This is a genomic window from Ktedonobacterales bacterium, from assembly GCA_036557285.1.
Classification (GTDB): domain Bacteria; phylum Chloroflexota; class Ktedonobacteria; order Ktedonobacterales; family DATBGS01; genus DATBHW01.
In genome coordinates, this window is the sequence record DATBHW010000038.1 from 12,171 (window position 1) to 36,421 (window position 24,251).

Here is a 24,251-nt window from a genome sequence, read left to right on the forward strand (position 1 = left end):
CGTTTGCGTAGGCCAGCGTTGAGCCGCCGAGACGGCGGCGGTACGGGTTCCCCGCCCGCAGTGGCGTGACGTTCGCCTGGAAGGCGGCGGTACAAGTGGCGTTTGCCTGGAAGAGCAGCCTCTATGAAGGTGCAGCGGTGCGCCGCCAGGGACGGCGGCGGTACAGGCGGCGTGCGCGTGGAGTGGCGGCAGTACGGGCGGAGCTTTTATTCTCAGTTGCTTTATTTCCAGGTGGAGGGAGTGGCATATGGGTACAACAGGCGAGCGCATTGTTCTGGAGGGGGTGCTGCGCGAGGCGGCTGCGCCAGGCAGGCGAGGCAGGGCGCTCCCTGGCGAGCAGGCGCGCGAGGTTGATGTGATCGCGCTGCGGGGCGGTCTGTCGAAGAATGGCTATTTCTACGCGCCGGAGATCGTGGCTTCGCTGGTTCCGCTGCTGGAGGGAGCGCAGGCGTTTGCCGATCATCCCGGCCCGCAGGACCGCCCGGAGCGCAGCGTGCGCGATCTGGTGGGCTTTTATCGGCACGCGCGGGTGGAGGAAAGCCGGGTCAGCGGAAGCCAGCCACGCAAGCGGGTGGTGGTGGCGACGCTGCATTTGATGGAGTCGGCAGACTGGCTGTGGTCGCTGCTGCGCGAGGCGTTGGAGCAGGGAATGCCGGGGCTGGTCGGGGTTTCTATTGATGTGCAGGGGCAGGTTGAGGCGCGGCGCGACGAGGCCAGCGGGCAGATGGTCCGGGCGGTGACGCGCTTTGTGGCGCTGAATAGTTGTGATGTGGTGACGCGGCCAGGCGCGGGCGGCAGGCTGCTGGGCATCCACCGCGAGGGCGCGCGGGCGGTGAATCAAGATGGGGGGACGCGGGCGATGAGCGAGAGCGATGATCTGAAGGACGGCTATTACTATAAGGCGGAGGAGGCGCGGGCCAGCCAGCGCATCTGTGAGACGGACGGCTGGGATGCGAGCGCGCAGCAGACGGAGACAGGGGAGCTTGCGGGGCTGCGGGCGGATGCCCAGCGGGCGCTGGAGGCGGCGCAGCAGGCGCAGCGGCTGGCGGAGTGCGAGCTGGCGCTGGGGCGTCGGCTGGGTGAGAGCCATCTGCCGGGTCCGGTGGCTGGTAAGCTGCGGCGGCGCTTCGGGGGGCGCGTCTTCGAGGCGAATGAACTGGAGCGGGCGATTAGCGAGGAGCGCGAGACGCTGGCGGCGCTGGCAAGCCTGGGGCTGATCCGCGAGATGGGCTATGAAAAGGCGCAGGTGTCGTCAATGGTGACGGAGGCCGAGAAGGTTCAGGCGGCGTTTGATCGGATGTTCGATCTGGAGGTGGAGTCGCGGTTTGCGGGCGTGCGTGCGTTCAGCGGCATCCGCGAGGCGTATGCGCGGGTTTCGGGCGATCCGGCGGTGCGCGGCATCAGCAATCTTTCGACGGTTGGGATGATTCAGGTTGATGGGAGCGCGCCGCTGACGCGGATTACGGAAGCTGATCTGACGACGGCGAGCTTCGGCTATCTGCTGGGGACGAGCATGAATAAGCGCCTGCTGCATGATTATCGGGTGTTTCCGGCGGAATGGCGGCGCTTCTGTACGGAGGTGCCGATCAAAGATTTCAAGCAGCAGAACCGCGTGCGCCTGGGGGCGTTTGGGTCGCTTTCGACAGTGGCCGAGGACGCGGCGTATACGACGCTGACGCTGGCGGATGGCTCGGCGACGTACAGCGCGACGAAGCGCGGCAATCTGGTGACGATTTCGCGCGAGGCGATTCTGAACGATGATCTGCACGCGATCAAGCAGATTCCGAGCAAGCTGGCGGTTGCGGCGGCGTATACGCTGGCGGAGTTTGTGTATGGCTTTCTGAGCGGCAACGGGGCGATCTACGATAGCAATCCGCTCTTTGACGCGGCGAATCATACCAATCTGGGCGCGGTGGCGCTTTCGAGCAGCGCGATGCAGGCGGGGGTGACGGCGATGCGCGAGCAGACGAACTTTGCGGGCAAGCGCATTGGTCTGCGCCCGAAGTATCTGATTGTGCCACCGGAACTGGAGTTCACGGGGATGGTGATTGTGAAGTCGGCGGGTATGCCAGGGAGCAATAACAATGACATCAATCCGATGATGGGCTATACCCAACTGATCGTGAGTACGCAGCTTCCGGCAGCAGGCACGCCAGCCAATAGCTCTTGGTATCTGGCGGCAGACCCGGCAGAGGTGGATACGATTGAGATCGGGTTTGTCGGCGGGCAGGTGAACCCGGCGCTGTTCATTCAGGATAATCCGCTGTATGGGCTGAACTTTACGCAAGATATGATCAGCTATAAAGTGCGCCATGAATACGGTGGCGCGGTGATGGATTGGCGCGGGCTGTATCGGGGGATTTAAGCTGCTGTCACTTGTAGCGCGGCCTTCCAGGCGGCTGGACGTTGGCCGCCGGGATGGCGGCGCTACAAGTGGCTTTTCTTGTCTGCCTGGCTGAGATGCGATAAGATGAAGGCATGCAAGGGGCATTGTTGTCTTATCTGCTTCTTTGCCAGGAGGGCATCTATGTGGGCATTTCCTGATCGCTTCTGGTGGGCGCAACGGGTCTGGGGGGTGCTGGTGGTTCTTGGTGCGCTCGGTAGCCTGGTGTGGCTGGTGATAAAGGTTCTTGGCCTGTTTAACTTTGCTGGCTTTGGAACAGGCTGGCAGATTTCTATCCCCTTGTTGGTGATAGCTGTTCTCTTTGTAGTCGCTTTGGTTGTGGGCGTTTTGCCTCTTTTGGGCATGTTTGCACAGGGCATTGGTTATCTGTGGGGTTCGTCTCTGGGCAGGGACCGTTTTCACCGTCGGCTGCTCGCCATTCAGGGAAACCAGGAGGCGATGCCACGCGCGACGATCAAGGTTGACCCTGGCAACGCGCCCCGGCTTTCGGGTGGTTCGCTCGAACTATTGTGGCGTGGCACTGGTAGTTCGCGTCTCATCTGGATAATTATCTATCTTGTCTTTGTGCCGATTTTTGCGGCCTGGGCAGGGCTTGGGATATATACAGCCTATGCCCTCATTACCAGCAATCCGGCGCAGCTTTCTCTGCTTGTGCGCGGTGGCTTGCTGGCGCTTGTGGTGAGCTTGCTGATTGGCGCGCCGCTGCTGTTCACTGGTATGTTCGTCTTCTTTCTGCCTCGGATACTTGGTAAACCGTATGGAGTAATAGCAGATGCAGCGGGTATTTTGTATCGCCCTGAGCATATCGGACGAAGACGGCTCCTGCGCTGGGAAGAGGTTTGCCTGTTCGAGGTGGAGCCTAAGGAGGATGCGGTTGCATTTCGGCTCTATGGGCGCGATGCTATCGTCTGGTGGCGCAATCAGCCGCCCTCAAAAACGATTTCATTGGGCCTGACCAGAGAGGAGTTTGAGCAACGCCACCAGGCGCTGCTCGATCTGATTGTGGCGCGGACAGGTTTGCTGCCGCGCACGTTTGATGAGAAGCTGAAGCTGGCGGATGCCTCTTCAGGCGTCTGAGGATGGGGAAGATTTCCGCAGGAGCGCCCAGGCTCCGGCGATGGCGACGAGCCAGACGGGGAACATGGTGATGATGAATGGCCGCAGGGTGTCGCTGACGGAATGCGAGGTTCGGTCAAACGCCTGGAAGACGAGGACGCTGCCGAAAAGCAGGAGCGCGAACGCCAGAACCACGCCGATGATCAGAACGCTTCGACGCATCTGTGACCTCCGTAATGTGAACTGAATGGACTCAGGGCATATCCCGCTGCGTGCTACGTTCGCTTTGGCGTTCCGTGGCGCCGCCAGGGACGGCGGCGGTACACGCGCCCCTCGGCCCCGCCTGCCGCCTGGAAGGCGGCGGTACACGCGGTGTCTGGCCGCCACGCTCATTCTAACGCGCCAACCGCGTTTATGCTACCCCCTGAAGGCTGCGGTGTGAAGCATGGTTCTACCAAATCTAAGGTGTTGGCAAGCGAGGCGTGTTATTGGGAGCGCCGCCTCCCTTCGGAGAGGGCTTCGCCAGAGCCGCTTGACCGCGCTGGGCGCGGCCATTCTCGCTCGGCTGTGCCTCGCTCGCGCGTCTCTGCCGCTTGCCTCGGCTGGCCTGGAGGGCGAGCGTTCGCTCTGGCGCAGCGTTGGCCGCCTGGAAGGCGGCGCTACAGGTGGGGGTGGGAGCCGCCAGATTAGCGAAGGAGAGAAATGATGACGGGATTTATTGATAGTCTGGGGAATGTGGGCGTTGCGCCCAGCGTTGAGCGGCTGGTGCGCCAGGGGCAGGCGTTTGGCGGGACGAGCGGGAAGCTGGCGCTGGCGGCGGCGGGCAATGCGGGCGTGGCGCTGTGGAATCCCGCCGCCAGTGGCCGCCAGGTGTTTGTGTATGGCGCGCAGTTGGTGGCAGACAGCGCGGTGGCTTTTGGGGTGGTTGCTACGCTGGCGGCTGACCCTGGCTGGACGGCGGCGGTTGTCCATAACAAGCATCGGACCAGCGTGACGAGTGCGGGCGCTCTGCTGGAGGCGACGACGAACGCGGGCGCGGCTCCGGCTGCGGCGAATGTGACCGATCTGTTCTCGCTGGCGGCGGGCGCGGTGCTGCAATGGACGCCAGAGCTTGCGGGGGCGCTGCTGCCGCCGGGGACGGGGTTGGTCTTCTGGCTGCCGCTGGCGGGCGCGGGCAATGTGGCGGTAAATCTGGATTGGCTGGAGTGGTAAGTTAGTCGCGGGCGAGGGTGGCGATCCAGCAGAAGAGGGTGACGACCCAAAGGGCGACGCTGACGCCGATAGCCCAGAGCAGGGCGTCCATGCCGCATGGTTCGAGGTTGGGGCAGAAGGTCATGGAGGCAGGCGGCGCGGTCAGCGTCCAGACGACGATGGGGGCGATGAGCCGTAGCGCGCCCAGCGTTCCGGCCAGCCGGGCATGGAAGCGCAGGCGCAGGCGCAGGCGCGGCTCTCTGGCCGAGGGCAAGATCAGCCAGGGCAGCAGATTGAGCAGCCCAGGCGCGAGGATGAGCGGCCAGAGGGGATCGCTGAGGTAGCGGCCATTGGCGGGGTCTATGTGCAGGGATGGCGGCCCGGTCCCGATCAAGAGGGCAAGGCCCATAGTGAAGGGGACTGTTACCAGGGGCAGCAGCAGGAGATAGCCATAGAGGCGCGACGGGGCGCGCGCAAACAAGCGAATCAATAGGAACATGGTTGGTTTCATCTATCTGGTTTTCGGGATGGGTTTCGCCGCTCTGGCGCCAGTATAGCATAGCCTCGGCTGCGCGCTGTGGCCGAGTTCACAATCGGGTTGGTTGGCGCGGGCGTCTGAAAGGTACTCTTTGCTGAAATGGGAGGTGAGGGTCGGCTGCCCGCCGGGCGCTGGCCGAATGAAGATGGACATATTCCTGGAGCATGGTCTGGATGTGCTGGGCTGGGTGGATGTGGTGACGGTGCTGCTGGTGTTTGTGGCGGGCTGGGCGGCGTGGAAAAAGACGGTTGCCAGCACGTCGCAGGAGATTTATCAGCGCGTGGCCCAGGCGTATAAGGCTGAGGTGGAGGCGTTGCAGGAGCGTATGCGCCTGCTGGAGCAGGAGAATGCGGGGCTGCGCCGCCTGCTGGAGACGATCAAGCGTTCGCTGGCGCGGCGTGGGCTGCGGGTGAATGAGGAGGGTCTGGTGGAGAGGCGCGCCCCAGGCCAGGGCGATCATCAGGCGTGATGGGGCCGGGCTGCTCAGGCAAGGCCGGTGATTGGCTGCGTGGTGATGAGCGAGACGAGCCAGGGGACGAGCAGCGAGAAGACGACGACGATGGCGATCATCAAGGCCATGAAGATGGCGGCTATGATAATCGCCTGGCGTCGCTCTCCACGCGGGAAGGTGAAGGCTCGCACCCAAAGATAGAGGGCGAAGAGGGCCGCGAGCGAGTACAGGGCGATTTGAGATGGTGTGACGAGCATGGTCGCTTTCCCCTATCGAACGGCGCGAGTATCAGCACCGTCCTGGCTCGCAACAACTGTGCCGGAAAGCAGGGAGTTATTGAGGGGGGCGCGGTATGCCGACGATTAAGGTGGATTGTGAGGTTGTGCTGGATGGGACCGGCTATCTGGTGAAGCCGGGGACGTATCGGCTGGAGCGGCCCCGCGTGCGCCGGGCGACGGTGCGAGCCGATGGCGCTCAGAGCTATGTGGACCTGGGGCCGGGCAGGCGCGTCTGGCGCTTTACGGCGCTGGCGCTGAATGATCTGGCGCAGTATGACGGCACGCCCACCGGCCTGACGGGCCAGCAGTACCGCGACGCGCTGTGGGCATCCTATGTCAAGGTGGCGACGGCGCTCAGTTTCACTGACCCGGAGGGCCAGACGGTCCAGGCGTATTTCGATGATCTGGTGGAGCGGGTCGCTGACCTGCGCAGCCAGCAGGTTGGCGTGAGCTATGAACTGGAGGTGGCGCTGGTGGAGGTCTGAGGCGCGAGCCGCGCGAGTTCCGTCTGGATGGCGGCGACAAAGCGACGGGTGAGCCGCCAATCGAACCAGAGCAGGCCCAGTGTCAGCAGGCCCAGGATGAGCAGGGCGGTCTGTTCGCCCTGGCTGGCGCCGGGCGCGGGCAGGAACCAGTTGAGGGCGATGGCGGCAACGACGATGGCTTCGCTCAGGGCTTCGATGGCGAGCAGGCGCAAGAATGGCCCCAGCGGCGGGCGCGCCTGCCCAGGGGGGGCTGATTCGTCGGGCGCTTCGACGACCCTGGCAGCGGCGGCGGATGCTTTCTTTCTGGCCGGACCAGGGAGGCGTATGGAGCCGGAGGTTCGGGCGCCATTGGCGCTGGGGTCGGGGGGAGGCGATAGGGGCGGTGGCAGCCGGAGGGCGCTGGCGGTCTGGTTCACCTGCGTTTTGAGGGCGTCCCAGGTGTGCTGCTCGCGGAGCTTGCTGCCAAACCAGAGCTTGAGCAGGTCTTCTTGCAGCATGCCGCTGACGTTGCGGGCGGCGCGCTGCATGTCGCTGAGCGCGCCCAGCAGGGTGAGCGCCGCCAGCGCCATAGCGAAAAAGCGCAGCAGGTACTCGAACTGTGTCGAGACGGAGGCGGCCAGGGCGATGATGATCATTAAGAAGGGGAGCCGCATGAAGCGCATAGCTGTTCCTTAATATATCTGCTGTATACCTGCTGTTCCTTATAGAAGGGAGAGCTGGGAAAAAGCGATGGTCTTCGTCTCAGTTGATGCTATTGTACGATTTTGGCGGCAAAATGACCAGCGGCGGCAGATATGAGTTCCATCACACATGAGGTGTTGGCAGGCGAGGCGTGTTACTTGTAGCGCCGCCCCCTTCGGGAAGGGCCGCTTGCCTCGGCTGGGCCTCAGCACTCTCGCTCCCGTTGGTCGCTCGCGCGTCCCTTCCAGGCGGCTGGACGTTGGTCCACTGGTACGGTGGCCTGGAGGGCGAGCGTTCGCGCTGGCGCAGCGGTGGCCGCCAAGATGGCGGCGCTACAAGTGGCAACCCCGATAGGTGGTGGAACTCGGATATGCTGTGCATGGGGTCTTTCTTGCCTGTGGAGTTTGTCGTTAACTCTGCTATACTACGAGTGACCATCTGGCATAACTTGAGTATTTGCGGGGAGGCGTCTATGGTGAGCGAGCGGCATGCCGCCCTCTGGGCGCTGGTAGGGGATAAAGCCTACGAGGAGCGACGTTACAAGGAGGCGCTTTATGCCTACGGGCGCTCGACCAGCTTGAATCCCGATAAGGCGCTGCCCTTTCGGAGCAAGGGGCAAACGTTCTATACACTCGAATGCTACGAGGAGGCGCTGGCAGCCTACACGCGCGCCGTCGAACTGAATCCTGAAGATTCGTCCGGCTATGTGGGGCAGGGCCATGCGCTCCGGGCGCTGGGGCGCTATGGGGAGGCGCTGGCGGCGTATGCGTGCGCTGTCCAGCGGAATCCTGAGAGCGCAGATGCTTATTATGGCGAGGGGCAGGTGTTGGGCAAACTCAGGCGCTACGAGGAGGCGCTGGCGGCCTATAACCGGGCTATGGAGCTGGAGCCGTCCCAGGAAGCGTACCGCTATGGCAAGGCGGATATGCTCTCTGAACTCGGGCGCTACGAGGAAGGGCTGGCGACGCTGGCCCCGCTGATTGAGGTGGACCCGTATACGGCGGCGCTGTATCAGCGGCAGGGCCATCTGCTCAAGGAGCTAGGACGCTATGAGGAGGCGCTGGCGGCGCTGGAATACGCGCGGCGCCAGAACCCGGATGACGCGGCCACTCTGGTGAGTATGGGCGAGACGCTGGCGGCGCTGGGCAGGGTGGAGGAGGCGGAGGCGGCGTATGAGCGGGCAAGAGAACTGGGCGGTGAGTAATACCCCATTTGGGCTAGTCTTTGGGCTGATAGGCCCGCGCGGGCGGCTGCTCTGCTATACTGGGAGACAATCTGGAGATACCCTGGACAATCTGAAGATACTCTAGATACCCTGAAAGAAGGCTTACTTTACCAGTAAGCGGTCACGCAGTATGTCTAGCGATATGTGGGGCAGTTCTCGCCTGGTTATCATCAAGTCGCGGCCTTCAGCCGAGGTGTCTGATAAGGCTGGGATGAAGCGTATGGTTGGGCAGCGTCTCTTGCAGGCGAGCCTGGCGCTTTTCTGGCGAGGAGAGTATGAGTCATCCCTGGTGGTATGCGAGCGTGCGCTGCGCGTGATCCCCAGGGATGCGCGTGTCTGCGCGCAGTGGGCGGCTATCTTGCGGGCGCTGGGGCAGTACAAGAAGGCGCTGGCGGCGTATGAGCGGGCGCTGCGTCTGGAGCCGGAGGAGGCGCTTTACTGGCTGGGCAAAGGGACGGCGCTGTATGAACTCAGGCGCTATGAGGAGGCGCTGGCAGCCTACGAGCAGGCGCTGGCGCTTGAGGCGTGCCATCCAATTGCCTGGCAGAACAAGGGCTGCGCGCTGCTGAAGCTGAATTGTCCAGAGGAGGCGCTGGCGGCGTTTGAGCGCGCGATGGCGCTGAATCCGATTGATAGCCTGGCCCCGATGCGCAAGGCGGACGCGCTGGTGGCGCTGGGGCGCGCTGAGGAGGCGCTGGCGGCGCTGGAGCAGGCAACCGAGTGGAATCCGGCTAACTGGCTGGCACAGGTGAAGCGGGCGGCGCTGCTGTCGCGGCTGGACTATCATGCCGAGGCGCTGGCGCTGTATCGGTGGGTGGCCCAGCAAGAACCGGATTGTGCCCCGGCGTATGTTGGGTGGGGAGATGAACTGGTCCGGCTCGATTTGCTGGAGCAGGCGCTGGCGGTCTATGAGCAGGCGGTGCGGCTGGACCCGCTGAACCCGTTTGCGCATGTTCGCCAGGGCCGGATACTGGTGGCGGTGGGGCGGGCCAGGGAGGCGCTGCGCGTGTATGCTCGCGCTATCAAGCTGGAGCCGGAATACGCGCCTGTCCACGCGCAGAAAGGGCTGGCGCTGGCGGGGCTGCGGCGCTATGAGGAGGCGCTGGCGTCGTTTGGGCGGGCGCTGGAATTGGACCCGACGGATGAGGAGTCGCGGAACGCCAGGGCTGAGGTGCTACAATGTTTGCAAGATTTGCAAGCCTGGCGGCGCGGCGCGGCGCTGTATTAGCCTCCAGCCTTTTCAGGAACCGTATGAATACCGAAGAGATTACCCAAGCGATCACTGAGGGACAGGAACTACTGAAGCAGCAGCAGTATACGGAGGCGCTGGCGGCGTTCGAGCGGGCGCTGGCGCTGGATCCGAAGAAGGCCAGTGTCTGGAGCAGCAAGGGGATTACGCTGTTGTGTCTGAAGCGCCCACAGGAGGCGGTGGCCGCTTTTGAGCGCGCGGTGCAGGTGGACCGCAGCGATGCCAGCGCGTATCATAACCTGGGCAATACGCTGACGATGCTCAGGCGGCATGACGAGGCGCTCTATGCCTATGGGCGGGCGATTTATCTGAATCCGGATCAGGCGCCGAGCTATATTGGGAAGTCGAGCGTGCTGTTGCAGCTTCAGAATGAGAAGGAGGCGCTGGCAACCGCCGAGCGGGCTATCGAGCTAGACCGCGCTAACGCGCTGGCGCACCGCAACAAGGCGGAGGCGCTGAGCAGGCTGAGCCGTTATGAGCGGGCGCTGGCGGCGTATAGCTGGGCGCTGCGCCTGGAGCCGAATGACGCGGCCTCGCATTTTGGCAAGGGGAATGTCTTTTCTCACCTGAAACGCTACGATGATGCCATCAGCGCGTATGATCAGGCGCTGGAACTGGACCCGAAGAATCCTGGGATTTATCTGAATAAGAGCAAGAGCCTGGCAAAGCTGAAACGCTACGAGGAGAGCCTGGCGGTCTGCGAGCGGGCGCTGGCGCTGAACGCCAGGGATGTGCTGGCGTGGTATCACCAGGCGCAGGTGCTGATGCGCCTGAAACGCCCGGAGGAGGCGCTGGCGGCGTTTGAGGAGACGCTGCGTCTGAGGCCGCTGCTGCGCGAGGCGCGCACCGGCAAGGGGGAGGCGCTGCTGGCGCTGAGGCGTTATGAGGAGACGCTGGCGCTGTGCCAGCAAAGCTTGCAGCTTGAAATCCCCAGCCGCGCTACGTATGCGCAGAAGGTGGAGGCGCTGCTGCATCTGCGGCGCTATGAAGAGGTCTTGGAGGTGTGCCAGCGGCTGGATGGCGGGCGGCCCTTTGACCTCAACGGGACGGGGCTGCACAAAGCCCAGGCGCTGATGGCGCTGAAACGCTATGAACAGGCGTGCCAGGCGTATGATGCCGCTCGCATGGCGTCGAACTGGTACGGCGGCAGCGCGGAATACCGGCGGCGCGCTCAACAAGGCTATGTTGCGGCGCTGCTGCGGCTGGGGCGCTACCGCGATGCGCTCAAGACGTATCGTGAGGATCGGCGCTGGAAGCGGCGGCTGGCAAAGCAGCACCATATTCCCCGCGAGGATGAAGAGGAGCCGGAAGATTGGCCTTTCCCGTAGGGAGGCGGTATGAATGAGGAAGATGCAAGAAGCTGGCTCGCTGAGGGCAGCGGCCTGCTCAAGGGGCGGCGCTACGATGAGGCGCTGGCGGCTTTCAACTGGGCGGTGACGCTGGAGGCGGATAATGTGAGCGCCTGGACGCTGAAGGCGGCGGCGCTGGAGGGTCTGCATCGCTATGAGGAGGCGCTGGAATGCTGCGAGCGCGCCCTGGCGCTGGATGCGAGCGCCGCGCCTGTCTACAGCCAGAAGGCGTTTGTGCTGAGTCGTCTGCACCGCGATCAAGAGGCGTTGGAGGTTGCCAGGCGCGCCATTGTGCTGGACCCCCGCGACGCCGATGGCTTCAGCGCCAGCGGCAGCGCCTTGCTGGCGCTCAGACGCTCGCAAGAGGCGCTGGAGGCATATGAATACGCGCTCAAGCTGGACCCATCCCACATTCGCTCTTCGGCTGGCAAGAGTGGGGCGCTCACGAGCCTGCGGCGCTACGAGGAGGCGCTCTGGGCGGCGCAGCATGCTATTGCGCTGGACCCGTTCTATGCCACCAGCCACAATAATAAAGCGGCGGCGCTGCGCAACCTGCGCCGCCCGGAAGAGGCGCTGGCCGCCTATCAGCGCGCTATACAACTGGACCCACGACACGCTATCGCTCATAGCAATCTGAGCCTGGTGTTGATCGGCCTCAATTGCTATGTAGAGGCGCTGGCCGCTTGTGATCGCGCTATTGCGCTGGACCCCGACCTGCCGTCCGCCTATAATAATCGGGCTGTGGCGCTGGTGTTTCTCAAGAGGAATGACGAGGCGCTGGCGGCTATCGAGCGATCCATTCAACTGAACCCCGGCCACCGCGCGCCCTATATCAACAAAGCGGTCCTGCTCTTCCGGCTGGGGCTGTATGGGGAAGCGTTCGCGGCCTTTAAGCTGTTCTGGCGGTTCCGCCGCGCCCGCTAAGTTTTATGTTCTTGAGGGGATTGAGCGCATATTGAGTGCTGAAGAGATTGATCGCCTGATCACCGAAGGCAAGGTACTGATCAAGCGGCGCGATTATGAGCAGGCGCTGGGTATCTGCGAGCAGGCGTTGGGGCTGGAGGCGAGCAACGCGCGCGTCCTGGCCTTGAAAGGGCAGGCGCTGGTCGGGCTGAAACGCTCTCCTGATGCTCTGGAGGCGGCAGAGCAGGCGATTGCGCTGGACGCGGCGCTGGTGGACGCTTCTATCTGCAAGAGTGTGGCGCTGCTGCAACTGCATCGGGCTGAGGAGGCGCTGGCCGCCTGCGAGCAGGGGCTGGCCCATGATTTTACGGTGGCAGAGGCGCACGCGCAGAAATGCGCGGCGCTGGGGGAACTGCGGCGCGATGAGGAGGCGCTGGAGGCGGCAGAGCAGGCGCTGGAACTGGACCCGGCCTCGCTGCTGGCGCAGAATAATAAGGCGTCGGCGCTGGTTTATCTGAAGCGGCCCCGCGAGGCGCTGGAGGTCTATTATATCGTGCTGGGCCTGGACCCCAAGATGGCCGCCGCCTATGCGGGAAAGGGCGCGGCGTTTCTGGAACTGGGCTGGTATGAGGAGGCGCTGGGAAACTTAGACTATGCGATCAGCCTGGATGCGACGCTGGCCCCCGCGCACGCGAATCGAGCGGTGGCGCTGCTGCGGCTGAAGCGCCCGGAAGAGGCGCTGGGGGCGGCTGAGCGCGTGCTGGCACTGGACGCGGGGTATGTGAAGGGCTGGAATAACAAAGGAGCGGCGCTTGTTCGGCTGAACCGCCGGGAAGAGGCGCTGGCGGCGTATGAGCAGGCGATCCAGCTTGATCCGACTTACGCGACGGTCTACCAGAATAAGGGCACGGCGCTGCTGCGTCTTGGGCGGCGCGAGGAGGCGCTGGCGCTGGACTCGACGCAGGCGATCAGCCACTCGAATATGGCGATTGCGCTGGCTGCGCTCAGGCGCTTCGAAGAGGCGCTGGCGGCGGCTGAGCAGGCGCTGCGCCTGGACGCGAATCTGGCGGCAGCCCACACGGGCAAGGGGCTGGCGCTGCTGGGCCTGAAACGCTATGAGGAGGCGCTGGGAGCGGCGGCCCGCAGCGTGGCCCTGGACAATGAGCGGACCGGCGCCCATACGATCAGGGCTACTGTGCTGCTGCGGATAAAGCTCCACGAGCAGGCGCTGGGAGCGGCGGAATGGGCGACGTATGTCGATCCTCACTACGCCGATGCGTATGAGGTGAAAGGCGCGGTGCTGCGCGAGTTGGGGCGCTATGAGAACGCGCTGGCGGCCTATGAGCGCGCGCTGGAACTGGATCCGCGCAATCTCGCCTGCCTGCGGGGCAAGGCTGTCGCGCTGCTGCATTTGAGGCGCTATCAAATGGCGCTGGAGACGTGTGATCGGGCGATTGCGCTTGACCCGAAGCACGCGGATGCCTATATTTATACCTATGCGGCGCTCCGGGCGATGCGGCGCGATGAGGAGGCGCTGCCTGCTTATGAGCGGGCAATCGAGTTGGTCCCCAACAACGCGACGCTCTATCGCAGCAAAGGGGATACGCTGAAGCGCCTGAAACGCTATGAGGAGGCGCTGGCGGCCTATGAGCGCGCGCTGGAACTGGCCCCGAACAATGCCGATGCGTGTCAAAGCAAGATGAGGACGCTCTTGCACCTGGGCGGTATCGGGCGGCGTTTGCGGCGTACCGGCGGCTGCGGCAGGCGCGCCGCAGAGGATAATCGTCGGTGGACGCGCGGCCAGAAAGGGCTGAAGCCTCTGGATGGAGATGAGAACGATGAGCGCAGAAGAGATCGAGCGCCTGATGCTGGAAGGCGAATCGCTGGCACTTGAGGAACGCTATCAAGAGGCGCTGGCGACGTATGAGCGGGCTATCGAGCTGGACCCGACACAGGCGGCGGGCTATGCCCACAAGGGCAGCCTGCTCTGGAACCTGGAGCGGCACACGGAGGCGCTCTTTGCCTATGAGCGCGCCTGCGACCTGGAGCCGGGGAACGCGGAGTTCTGCGTGTCGCGGGGCGATCTGCTGCGGGTGCTGGACCGCGACGATGAGGCGCTGGCGGCCTATGGGGAGGCGCTGCGTCTGGAGCCGGACAATGCCGAGTTTTGCGCTATGCAGGGAGAACTGCTTCAGGAGCTTGGCCGCTTTCAAGAGGCGCTCTTTGCCTACGCGCACGCGCTGGAACTGGAGCCGGACGATGGGACTATCGCGCTGTGCAAGGCGGATGTGCTGCGCGAGCTTGGGCGGGATGAGGAGGCGCTGGCGGCGTATGACGCGGCGATCAGGCTTGACCCGACCTCAGCCGATGCCTATAACGGCAAGGGCTTTGTGCTGGAATCGCTGCGGCAGCCGCTGCGGGCGCTGGCGGCGTATGAGCAGGCGAACCTCTGCGACGCGAACTTTGCGCCTGCCTGGCACAACAAGGCCAATCTGCTTGCCCGTCTGGGCCGGTTTGCCGAGGCGGAACGCGCCCGCCAGCGCGCGAACAAGCTGGGCTACAACTGGTAGCCGCGCGTACCGCTGCCATCCCTGGCGGCGCACCGGAACGCCAGGGCGAACGTGGGGCTTCAGAGGGCAATGTTCGCGTGGGCCAGCGTTGGCCGCCAGGGACGGCGGCGGTACAAGCACCTGGAGCAGCGATTCGCCACCAGGGATGGCTGTACAGGCGAAAGGGCATTGTCTTGTGAGTGACGACCAACCCGCTGGTTCCCCTGATCAAGATGGCGCTTCCTTGCGGAGTCGTGGCTATCTCCCGCATTGGGAACGCAACGCAGCAACCTATTTTGTGACCTTCCGGCTGGCAGACGCGCTGCCTCAACATGTGCTTCTGGCCTACGAGGCTGAACGCGAAGCGCTGCTGGCAAAGGCGCTTGCAGGTGGGCAAACGCTCTCAACTGTGGAGAAAGCGCGTCTGGACCAGCTTATTTCTAGACGCATCCAACGCTTTCTGGATAGTGGTGTGGGAGTGTGTTATCTGGCAACTCCTGCGGTTGCTGAGATAGTCGCTCAGGCGCTCCGTCACTTCGATGGTATCCGCTATCGGCTTCTTGCCTGGTGTATTATGCCAAATCACGTCCATGTGGTGGTGCAACTGCTGGCTCCTTATGCGCTGTCGGAGATTCTCCACTCCTGGAAGTCGTTTACTGCCAATCGGATACAGCGCCTGATCGGCTTCCAGGGGATGTTCTGGCAGCGAGAATATTACGATCATGTGATCCGTGATGAAGAAGCGCTCTGGCGGATTATCAAATATGTGGCACAAAACCCACTGAAGGCCAACCTCCAGGATTGGCCTTGGGCGGAAGTGTGCATTCCACTGGAATATCCTTTGTAGGGACACACTTGGCGGGAGGCTGACGGTACATGCAGGAACGGTTGAGCAGGGGTTGATGTGAGAGGGGGATGGTATGGCCTGGCAAACGACCATGCGCCGCGTGTTGTTGTTTATGGCTGGTTCCGGCGAGGACAGCCAGGTGGAAGATGAGCAAATCGTAGATGCGCCGGACGGGCAAGCGAGGCTGAGCGCGGGGACGCAGCCGGTGCGCGAGCAGGCGCTGCTGGCGGCGCAGGAGCCGCCGCTGACGCAGGAAGATTTCTTCTGGCGGCGTCTTTCCGATGGCTGGTCTCTGAAGGATGTGCAGCCCGAAGTCTATGTAGAACTGCACAACGAATGTTACGAGGCGTACAACGCGAATCCGCTGGCGAATACGATTGTGGAGACGATTACGAACTTTACGCTGGGGCGCGGGGTGCTGGTTTCGGCGGCGAATCGGCGCGTGCAGCGCGTGCTGGATGCGTTCTGGCGCGATCCCGATAATCATATGAGCGCGCGTATCTACGATCTGTGTACAGAACTGAGCGTGTATGGGGAGCAGTTCATTCGTTTCTTCGTCAATCCTATTGATGGCAGCGTGAAGATCGGGCAGATCGATCCCAGTACGATTGATGAGATCGAGACGGACCCCGATAATATCGAGAGGCCGCTGCGCTTTCATCAGCGGCCCGTCGGGCCAGCGGCAGGCGTGCCGGGCGGCGTGTTCGATACTGATGGGCGCTGGTTCGAGGCCGGGCGCGAGGTTATGCAGTTTGCGATTCATAAGGTCTCGAATGCCAAACGGGGGCGCTCGGACCTGGCGACGCTGCTGCCCTGGCTGCGGCGCTATAAGGACTGGCTGACGGATCGCGTGCGCCTGAATAAGTACAAGACGGCGTTTCTGTGGGATGTGAAGCTGCTGGGCGCGGACGCCAGGGCGGTGGAACTCAAGCGCATGCAGTACAGCTATCCGCCGGAGCCAGGGAGCGTGATCATCCACAACGAGTCTGAAATCTGGTCGGCGGTCAGGCCGGAGATCAACGCGAGCGATGTCGAGTCGGATGGCCGGGCGATCAAGCTGATGATCGCGGCGGGTCCACGCTCTCCCATTTGTGACATGATGTTTCGTCAACAGCAATACCCGCCTCTTTCATGAAGGCGATGTCTTCCAAACTGAGTGTTTGCGGAATGTCGCAGAAACTCTTCAGGTTATGGCGCTGGACTCCTAGTTTCCGGGCTTGGATGATGATCCCTGCCCACGTGCGGCGCGGTAGCGTTTGTAAAAGCTCCTCTCTTGGTGCGTCTGGGTACAGTGTTTTGATGTTGTCATTCTCTGCTTCTGTCCACTCCTTATGTGCGCTTTTGCAACGAAAGATGTACGTTCGTTCTGTCCCCCACTGCGGATCAAGCCATTCAACTTCAAGCCGCAGCCAGTGGGCAGTCATCTCATCAAGATACACACCTTTGACTAATCCATTGGCTAATGCCTGCCGATCTGCAAAGGGGATGTTCTCCCAATCCTCTGCGATGCGATCAGCAAGCGTATAATACGCCATGAGTTTCTGCGGCGTCTCATCTTTGAGCAGGGTGGCGCGTTTTTTCTCCAGTTCCTCTTTCTGTTCTTCAAGCTTGGCGTATCGTTCTGCCAATTTCTGTTTCAGCGTTCTTGTTTGTTTCTCATCCTCCTTCGCCTTCTTTATTCGGGGGAGCGAAAGGCTGTCCACAATGCCGTCCATCTGCTTGTCAATCTCGGCCAACTGGTCATCGATGGACTTGATAAGCTGGTGACGCTCTTGGACAAGCTGCTCACCGTACTCATGGTAGTGTTCAAACCGCGTTGTCTGCTTCAAGTGTTCAACAAGACGGTTGGCAAACAGGGTGTCAATCTCTTTACAGGGGGTTGCTGCGTGATATTTGAGAACAAGGTCTTGCCCGCGCTCCTCAATCACGTAAATGGGCTGATCTGTCAACCCTGACGTTGTGACGTACACCCGTCCACCTTCGCGTGAGGAAATGGCGTATTTCAAAAGGGCGGGAATCGGCTCTTTCCGGGTGTATCGAGTGTACCCGTTTTTCTTCTCGTTGCGCTCACCAGTAATGGTGTACGGGGAAAGGCGGTTAAACGCATACCAGAATAGCTCCTCGTCAACAATTGGCTCGTGGTTGCCTTTTTTGACGACTTCGCCTTGATGGACCCAATAGCCAATGTATGCCACATTGGTCAGAAGGCCGGTCAAGCCGTGTCGTGACAGATGGAAGCCTCCTGGCACCCGCTTGAGTTGGTAGAAGGAAAGGTACTTACTGATGTCAACGTCTTCCGCAAACTCTGGAAAGAGAAACGCCAGTTGGTACAATTCCCGGCACAGCGGGCGCACCCTGCCCCCTATTTCCCAATATCGTTTGAAAAGCCACCGAACGATGTTCGCGTGTGGCTCATAAGGAATGAATTTGCGGTACGTGGGATTGGGAACGACGCTTCCCTCAACGATGATGGACTCCCTGCTGTCTACGATATACCCGATAGGGATAGCGCGACCTGCCCATTTGCCGCTCTCAAGGATGCGGTTTCTCGCGCCGTGTAAGCGGTGAAAGACATAATCACGCAAATAATCGGCGGCTTCTTCACATCTCCAGCGGAATTGTTTGACGTGGAACGGGTTGGCAAAATCGTAGGTCATGTGAGGCGTTATGACGACAACGCCATGCCGTTTGCAGACATCAATAAAGACGTTGTACTGAATGCCAGTCTCGTCTCGAAACAACCGGTCTTCCAGGAAGACCAGAACGGTTTTGATCTCCCCTGCTTCAATGTGTTCAATCAGTGAGCGCAGCCCTTCGCGCTGGTCAATCCGCAGCGTTCCTGATTTGGCTAAGTCCTGAGTAAAGAGGATGATGCCCTCCTCTTTCCAGCCTAATTGCTTGGCAAAGGCTATCAGATCGTCTGTCTGCATCTCGGTTGATTGCCGGTAGTTTTTGACCTGAGCAAGCGTACTCTGGCGAGCGTAAATACCTATACCTGCCTCAGTGTCTAGTTGTGTCTGTCCCCAGCCCAGGGATACGTGTTGTTGTTTGGGTTTGTTTTTGGGACGAAAGTACGTCATAGTGGCCCTCTTGCAGATGCACGGCGATACGAACGAGTACACGGCATACCCGCTCAACATCCAGACGTGAAAAACGATCAGCCGCACAACGGGTAGGCTGGGGGTATGGAGAGGAAGGTGTTTCTGACATCGTGGTGACTCACGTTGCCTTTCTACCAGCAAGCGAGTCAAAATCATGCGAGGTGTGGTATAACGAGGTTAATCGCATGGTAGTGACTTACCTGCGGGGCTGGGGGTGTTCTCTGTTCCAAGCAGGAATACCCCTGTTTCATTTCTCCCTCAAAGCATACCCGACAATAACAAAAGCGTCAACGGTAAGGCTGGACGGGTGTTCAAGCACTCCTGGGTCAACAGCGGAATCAGGTAAACCAGTATGCCCAACCTAACGCAAGTATATACCATTATAGGCTATCAAGACAAGACTGTTTGCCGTCAATTTTGGTCGTTTTGTATAATGCGAAAAAACGAGGGGAACGATGGAAGAGAAATTTCTCCGCCCTGATGAGATAGCAAAGCAATTGGATGTAGATATAGAGACAGTACGGGTTTGGCTGAGAAGAGGTGAGTTGGTGGGGTATAAGCTGGGGTCTGATTGGCGAGTCAAACCATCTGACTTGGAAGAATTCCTGACTAAGAGAAGAAATGTTGAGCGAAAGTAAGAGAATCCAGGGTAGATCGACCTATTGGGTCTGTCAAGTGGTTTGTGTAAATAGCTGATAAGCCTGTTCAAAATCAACCATCATAGTAAACAGTACGCTTCTCTGTCCAGCGAGTTCTCCTACCTGTCCGCGACCCATGTGCGCAGCGCGGGCAGGTGATCCTGATAGTGCTCAGACGAGTTTGCCGCGAAGATCTGCCAAGGGACCCAGTCATCTGGCATATCGCTGAAGCGACGAGGATCATTGAGGTCTTCGTCACTGAGACTGTGAACGGCTTCGAGCAGATCGCTGTAGGAGTGCTGTCCTTCGTGAATGATCTCCTGCAAAGGGCGATGGCTGTTCTGTTGATAGATCAGCACATTGCGCTCATCGGTGGGCAGTGTCCACCATTCGGAGCCGGTAAAAACGTGCAGGCGGATGACGGGCAGCATCTCACGCTCGTACCAACTGACATGGGCGACCAGGTCTTTGACTGACCAGTTTCCCAGAATCCCCGGCCGGAGCATGTGATGCTCGTCCATCTGTGCGAGTGCGGCCTCCCATTGGGCTCGTGTCTGCTCCAGCGTGCTGATGAAGGTCATCTTGTCCACGGTTTTCCCCTGCCTTCCTGCCGTTCAAAAGTACCCATCACCGCTTTTCACCTCAAGAGTCTCCGTCCAGGACCCTGTCCACTGACCTGTTGTCCTCTCCTGCGCTTCCTCTCTTGCTCTCCAGTGGGGATGTTGATCATGCCTAAGGGAACCGCTCTCCAAATTCTATCGCAAAGCGGTTCAGCGCGGGCTTCCAGTCGTGGATTGGCATCGTCCACCTCTGGCTTAGATTGCGCATCGGTAGATAAACCACCTTAAAGACTGCCTCATCGGACGGAAAGATGCGGTGATGGCGCGTCACCTTGCGCAAGGTCATGTTCATGGACTCAATCGCGTTGGTTGTGTAGATTACCTTGCGAATCTCCGCCGGAAAAGCAAACAACGGGATGACTCTCGCCCAGTGGGCACGCCACGCCTTGCTGATGTTGGGATAGCGGGTGTCCCATTTCTCCGAAAAGAGTTCTAACTGGAGCTCGGCATCTGCTTCGGTACTGGTGGTATAGATGGCTTTCAGATCCGTCGCCACTTCTTTCAGGTGCTTGTAGGAGACAGACCGCAGCGAGCTTCTCACCAGATGGACCATGCAGAGTTGTACGCGCGTCTGCGGAAAGACCGCTTCAATGGCTTCCGGGAAGCTGGCGAGACCATCCACACAGGCAATGAAGATATCCTTCAGCCCTCGGTTCGGCAGTTCGGTCAACACGGACAACCAGAATTTTGTCCCTTCGCTCTGGGCGATCCACATTCCCAACAACTCTTTATAACCGCTCAGGTTGACCCCGAGCGCCAAATACACCGACTTGTTGACGATGTGCTGATGTTCTCTCACTTTGACCACCAGGCAATCGAAATAGACAATGGGATAGAGCGCTTCCAGTGGGCGCGCTTGCCACTGGCGTACCTCGTCCAGCACCGCTTCGGTCACGTTCGAGATGAGGGTGGCTGAGACTTCCACCCCGTAGAGGTCGTGCAGTTGGGCCTGAATGTCGCGCGTGGTCATGCCGCGTGCATAGAGGGCGATAATCTTGTCATCAAAGCCCTCCAGCCGGGTTTGCCCCTTCTGGACGAGCTGTGGTTCGAAGCTGCCTTGGCGGTCGCGGGGCACCTCGATCTCGACCTGTCCCTGCTCGCCTTTGAGGGTTTTCTGACTGTGTCCATTGCGCTTGTTCCCGGTGGCGTTGCCCTGGCGCGCATGTTTGGAATAACCCAGGTGCGTATCCAGTTCCGTTTCCAGGCAGCGCTCGATCACGGCCTTGGTCAGTTGCTTCAGCAAGCCATCTTCCGCCAGGATGCCCTGCGGGTTGGGATAGTCTTGCAGCAATTCATCAATCAGTTCGCGTCGAATTGGCATGGCTTCCTCCGTTCACGTGTTCACATCATCGGATTCTGCCATTTACACAATCTATTGTACAGTCCTACCTATTTGGCCGATAAGGTGTCTTGGCTGTTTGATAGGTTCCCTTATGGTTCGTTCTCTTCCGTTTTAGTGCAAGACATTTACTAAAGCATCTTCTCTATCTACAGCAGCGGTCGCTCCTACTCCTTCACAGTACCCCTTCCCCAATTCTGAACCACCCTATATTTCCATCTGTCTGTTGGTAGACAGAGGAGAGATCGTTTGGCAGTTGTAATTTCTGCCCGGTTGATCACGATAGCAGCTAGCTCTTTGTTTGTGTTATAGTTGAGGATAATGGCTGGTATCCATCCCCGACGAGAGGTGCAGGATGACGTACTCGACCCTGGGAAATGGTGCTGATAGCAAACCGGTTACCATCAACCAGGCTTTGCGCCGAGAGGGTTTATACATTATCGGGATGAGCGGCAGCGGCAAATCTGGCTTGCTCGAAAACCTCATCTTGCAAGACATCAATCAAGATCTGGGTATCTGTGTGCTGGAACCTCATCGCAGAACCGGGGAAAACAATAATGACTTGACCCTGCGCGTGATCGAGCGGATGGAGTATGAGCGTCAGCACGCAGACAAGCAGAAAAAGCGTGAGCGGATGCAGCGGCGCTTAGCAGAAGATGTAATCTTCCTTGATATTCGAGACCCCACCTATGTCTTCGGAGTAAACCTCTTTCACTGCGAAAATCCTGCTGATCCCTTGCAGCAAGAAGACACTGCTGAGCGGGTACTCCATGTCTTGGCGAAGGTCTATGATATTACTCCCAAGACGCCGCAAATGTACCAGTATTTTCTGAATATCACCCGGACCCTGCTGTATAATCCTCAGAGCAGTGTTCAGCAAATTCCCCGCCTGCTCTCCGATGGAGCGTTTCGCCAGCACCTGCTTGCCAATGTCCCTGATGGGCATGTGCAGTGGTTCTGGGAGCAGTTTGAACGCAAAAGTAAGCTGCGCCGCGACGATGACGTTTCTGCTGTGGTCAATAAGCTCGATGATTTGTTTCGCCCGGCCTTAAAAGATATCTTCGGACAGCTCACCCCAACCGTTCGTCTGCCCGATATTATGGACCAAGGAAAAATCCTCCTCATCCGGCTTGATTCGCAGTGGGAGAGTGTGACGAGTCTTGTCGGCAGCATCATCATCTCACAGGTGCTTCATGCCGTCTACGCTCGCGGCAATTCGACGTCACAGCGCTTCCAAAAGTTCAACCTCTATGCGGATGAGTTTCAGCGATTTGCCAGCGAGGATTTTGCCACGTTGTTTGCTGAAGCGCGCAAATACGGCATCGCCTTAACGGTTGCTCATCAGGTATTGGAACAACTCGACCCAGCCATTAAAGCTACCTGTAAGGCAGCCGCAAATATCGTTGTCATGCGAGTGAGTCCTGATAATGCGAAAGAGATTGCCGCTACCTTTGACTGTTCGCCACAACCCGGACCACCCAGATATGAACCGCAAAGAGCGCCGATCTCCGAACCCATCCAATTTCTGCTCATGCATGGCGCTCACCCAGGCCATGCCACCCGGCAGTTTATAGACGGTTATGGAAAGCTCCTGGTAGACAAGGTAAAACGAGAGGAACGAGCGGTACAGGAGTATCAACGGGCGAGGGATCGCGCTGAGTATGATCCCATGGTTTCTAGGCAAGTACTGTTCCGTGATCCACCATCCTCCCTTTTTCAGCACACACTTTCTGCGCTCAATCGCTTGTTCTATGAGGCTATGCTTGCCGGAAAAGTAGGCCAAAATCCTGATGACATCCCGTTTCCTGATGAGTTATTAGATGACTTTATCCGGGCGATGGTCCCTCAAGCAAGAAAGTATCTGGATACATTAGATGAATACCTTTCCTTGACAGATGAAACAGTGGATGTCTCTGATCTGGCTCCTCGAATCGAGAAATTACAGCACAAGCTTGCGGCCTTCCCTGACTATCGGCAGCAAAAACTCCTGCCTCGGCTCCAGGAAATCGAGACCACGCAAGCGAAACTCCCAGATGTGATGAGAGATTACCTCCGGGCAGAGGTTTCCGCAGTGCGAGACCTCTTCTATATTGTGAGGAGACATTGGATATACTATATCGGTTCACCTAATTATTATTGTGATGGGACTCCCGCAGACCCTCTGTATAACGTAGTGGATCACTATCGTGAAAATACAGGAGGCCCAGCAGCCGCCGAACGAGACCTCACCCCAACAAAGCTCTTCAAATATGGTTCCCCCCCCTTTTATTCGTGGGACGCTGCGGTTTCCTATCTCTGGCAGCAACTACAAGCGCACCAAGTGTGGTTTCATGCTGAAAATAGCGTGGGCGATCAGCACTGGTGGCAGCGCCAGCGTACTCGTGTCAGGTGCGGTGGCTTTGATCCTCGGCATCTCTCCCCCCAACAGAAGGACCAGACTAACCTATCGCGGCGACTAGATTGGAGCAGCATTGATCCTTACCACTACGGCGACTCCTCTCGGATAGAAAAGTTAAATGTGTGGGTCCTCAGGCCAGGAGTAGAAGAGACCTGGTACAGCCCCTCCATGCTCGAGGAAGAGGTGAAAAAGCGGGTGGAGCATGTTGAGGAAAAGCTGGGAGGCTGGTACGACCGTTCTCCGCATGAAGAAGAGGTGAAAAAGCATGTGAATGACCCTGGAATCGATTATTTAGAGAAAGAACTCATCCAGAGTTCTCCTTGGATAATGTCTCGCATCCGTGATCAAATCAGCAATCTTGATAAAGTAACAAGAGCCATAGACAGTGGAAAAATACAGCTTCAAGAAGATAGCAACTTTCTTTCCCTGGAAATACGAGAGGAAACCAAACGCATAGAGCACGAATTCCGTCTGGCGCAGATCATTGAACACCAGCGCAGCAGCTATGAAACGCGTGTGATCGAACTGGAAGCATTCCTGCAACAGGTGATGCGCGAACTTGCGGAGGCGCCGGTTGAGGACTGGAATGGGATGGTGCAACCCGTTCCAACGGAACTCTCTTCCTCGGAGGTAGAAGCGCGCATTGCCAATCAACTCAAGCAGTTGGGGAGATTCCGGGCGCGCGTGCGAACAACCGAGGGCGAAGCCACCATCAGCACCCTTCCGCCAGCAGGTGGAATCAGCCAGCAGGATTTGCTAGCACTCGTTGACGAGATCAAGCAGAGAAATCTCCAAGCGGGTTACCTACAGCTGCGCAGCGACGTTGAACGAGAGATCGCTTCTCGACAACAAGAGCCGCCTGACGAGCCGCCTCCGCCACTAACACGACCACCCTCGCCTTCGTCTCCACCCCCTGCGCCCATGCAACGCCGAAAAAAAGTCGTCTAGA

At 59.7% G+C, this 24,251-nt stretch carries 21 protein-coding genes; 14 read left to right on the top strand and 7 right to left on the bottom strand.

The window, feature by feature from the left end; translation table 11 throughout:
* Positions 1–247: 247 nt before the first annotated feature.
* Entirely contained in the window at positions 248–2,365 is a 2,118-nt protein-coding gene (locus tag VH599_10655) for a Mu-like prophage major head subunit gpT family protein (protein HEY7348764.1), read from the top strand.
* A 162-nt stretch (positions 2,366–2,527) separates the two neighbouring features.
* The gene (locus tag VH599_10660) at positions 2,528–3,481 is read left to right on the top strand and encodes a hypothetical protein (protein ID HEY7348765.1); all 954 of its coding nucleotides are present in this window, start codon (positions 2,528–2,530) and stop codon (positions 3,479–3,481) included.
* Here VH599_10660 and VH599_10665 read toward each other — a convergent pair.
* Positions 3,470–3,682 (bottom strand): hypothetical protein, encoded by a 213-nt coding sequence (locus VH599_10665; protein ID HEY7348766.1) that lies wholly within the window; start codon positions 3,680–3,682, stop codon positions 3,470–3,472. The two genes, VH599_10660 and VH599_10665, sit on opposite strands and share 12 nt — an antisense overlap.
* 480 nt (positions 3,683–4,162) lie before the next feature.
* On the opposite strand from VH599_10665, the gene VH599_10670 reads away from it, so the two are divergent.
* Positions 4,163–4,672: a hypothetical protein gene (locus VH599_10670; protein HEY7348767.1), complete on the top strand. Its 510-nt coding sequence runs from the start codon at positions 4,163–4,165 to the stop codon at positions 4,670–4,672.
* Position 4,673: 1 nt separating this feature from the next.
* Here VH599_10670 and VH599_10675 read toward each other — a convergent pair whose 3' ends face one another.
* Positions 4,674–5,150, bottom strand: coding sequence for a hypothetical protein (locus tag VH599_10675; GenBank protein HEY7348768.1), 477 nt, complete (start codon positions 5,148–5,150; stop codon positions 4,674–4,676).
* Between the two features lie 178 nt (positions 5,151–5,328).
* Here VH599_10675 and VH599_10680 point away from each other — a divergent pair, with 178 nt between their 5' ends.
* Positions 5,329–5,658: a hypothetical protein gene (locus tag VH599_10680; protein ID HEY7348769.1), complete on the top strand. Its 330-nt coding sequence runs from the start codon at positions 5,329–5,331 to the stop codon at positions 5,656–5,658.
* A gap of 14 nt (positions 5,659–5,672) precedes the next feature.
* On the opposite strand, the gene VH599_10685 is transcribed toward VH599_10680, so the two are convergent.
* Positions 5,673–5,897, bottom strand: coding sequence for a hypothetical protein (locus VH599_10685; protein HEY7348770.1), 225 nt, complete (start codon positions 5,895–5,897; stop codon positions 5,673–5,675).
* A gap of 95 nt (positions 5,898–5,992) precedes the next feature.
* Between VH599_10685 and VH599_10690 the strand changes: the two genes are divergently transcribed.
* Complete coding sequence (locus VH599_10690) at positions 5,993–6,403, top strand: hypothetical protein (protein HEY7348771.1); 411 nt, start codon at positions 5,993–5,995, stop codon at positions 6,401–6,403.
* Here the strand turns inward: VH599_10690 and VH599_10695 are convergent.
* Positions 6,370–7,065, bottom strand: coding sequence for a hypothetical protein (locus VH599_10695; GenBank protein ID HEY7348772.1), 696 nt, complete (start codon positions 7,063–7,065; stop codon positions 6,370–6,372). The genes VH599_10690 and VH599_10695 overlap by 34 nt on opposite strands.
* A gap of 278 nt (positions 7,066–7,343) precedes the next feature.
* Here VH599_10695 and VH599_10700 point away from each other — a divergent pair, with 278 nt between their 5' ends.
* The 8 genes from VH599_10700 to VH599_10735 all read left to right on the top strand — a co-directional run bounded on the left by VH599_10700 (position 7,344) and on the right by VH599_10735 (position 16,341).
* Positions 7,344–8,288 (top strand): tetratricopeptide repeat protein, encoded by a 945-nt coding sequence (locus VH599_10700; GenBank protein ID HEY7348773.1) that lies wholly within the window; start codon positions 7,344–7,346, stop codon positions 8,286–8,288.
* Positions 8,289–8,439: 151 nt separating this feature from the next.
* Positions 8,440–9,537 (top strand): tetratricopeptide repeat protein, encoded by a 1,098-nt coding sequence (locus VH599_10705; protein HEY7348774.1) that lies wholly within the window; start codon positions 8,440–8,442, stop codon positions 9,535–9,537.
* A 23-nt stretch (positions 9,538–9,560) separates the two neighbouring features.
* The gene (locus VH599_10710; protein ID HEY7348775.1) at positions 9,561–10,886 is read left to right on the top strand and encodes a tetratricopeptide repeat protein; all 1,326 of its coding nucleotides are present in this window, start codon (positions 9,561–9,563) and stop codon (positions 10,884–10,886) included.
* Between the two features lie 9 nt (positions 10,887–10,895).
* Entirely contained in the window at positions 10,896–11,831 is a 936-nt protein-coding gene (locus tag VH599_10715; GenBank protein ID HEY7348776.1) for a tetratricopeptide repeat protein, read from the top strand.
* Positions 11,832–11,862: 31 nt separating this feature from the next.
* The gene (locus tag VH599_10720; protein HEY7348777.1) at positions 11,863–13,704 is read left to right on the top strand and encodes a tetratricopeptide repeat protein; all 1,842 of its coding nucleotides are present in this window, start codon (positions 11,863–11,865) and stop codon (positions 13,702–13,704) included.
* Entirely contained in the window at positions 13,649–14,380 is a 732-nt protein-coding gene (locus tag VH599_10725; GenBank protein HEY7348778.1) for a tetratricopeptide repeat protein, read from the top strand. The genes VH599_10720 and VH599_10725 overlap by 56 nt, the downstream gene beginning before the upstream one ends.
* Positions 14,381–14,555: 175 nt before the next feature.
* Complete coding sequence (locus tag VH599_10730; GenBank protein ID HEY7348779.1) at positions 14,556–15,206, top strand: transposase; 651 nt, start codon at positions 14,556–14,558, stop codon at positions 15,204–15,206.
* A 73-nt stretch (positions 15,207–15,279) separates the two neighbouring features.
* Positions 15,280–16,341 carry a hypothetical protein gene (locus VH599_10735; protein HEY7348780.1) on the top strand — a complete coding sequence of 354 codons (1,062 nt, stop codon included), beginning with the start codon at positions 15,280–15,282 and terminating at the stop codon, positions 16,339–16,341.
* On the opposite strand, the gene VH599_10740 is transcribed toward VH599_10735, so the two are convergent.
* The 3 genes from VH599_10740 to VH599_10750 form a co-directional block, all read right to left on the bottom strand.
* Positions 16,259–18,286: a recombinase family protein gene (locus VH599_10740; protein HEY7348781.1), complete on the bottom strand. Its 2,028-nt coding sequence runs from the start codon at positions 18,284–18,286 to the stop codon at positions 16,259–16,261. The two genes, VH599_10735 and VH599_10740, sit on opposite strands and share 83 nt — an antisense overlap.
* A 778-nt stretch (positions 18,287–19,064) precedes the next feature.
* Complete coding sequence (locus tag VH599_10745; GenBank protein ID HEY7348782.1) at positions 19,065–19,526, bottom strand: DinB family protein; 462 nt, start codon at positions 19,524–19,526, stop codon at positions 19,065–19,067.
* A gap of 151 nt (positions 19,527–19,677) precedes the next feature.
* Positions 19,678–20,886 (bottom strand): IS256 family transposase, encoded by a 1,209-nt coding sequence (locus VH599_10750; GenBank protein ID HEY7348783.1) that lies wholly within the window; start codon positions 20,884–20,886, stop codon positions 19,678–19,680.
* 373 nt (positions 20,887–21,259) lie between these two features.
* Between VH599_10750 and VH599_10755 the strand changes: the two genes are divergently transcribed.
* Positions 21,260–24,250, top strand: a complete 2,991-nt coding sequence (locus tag VH599_10755; GenBank protein ID HEY7348784.1) for a hypothetical protein — start codon at positions 21,260–21,262, stop codon at positions 24,248–24,250.
* The last annotated feature ends 1 nt before the right edge of the window (position 24,251 follow it).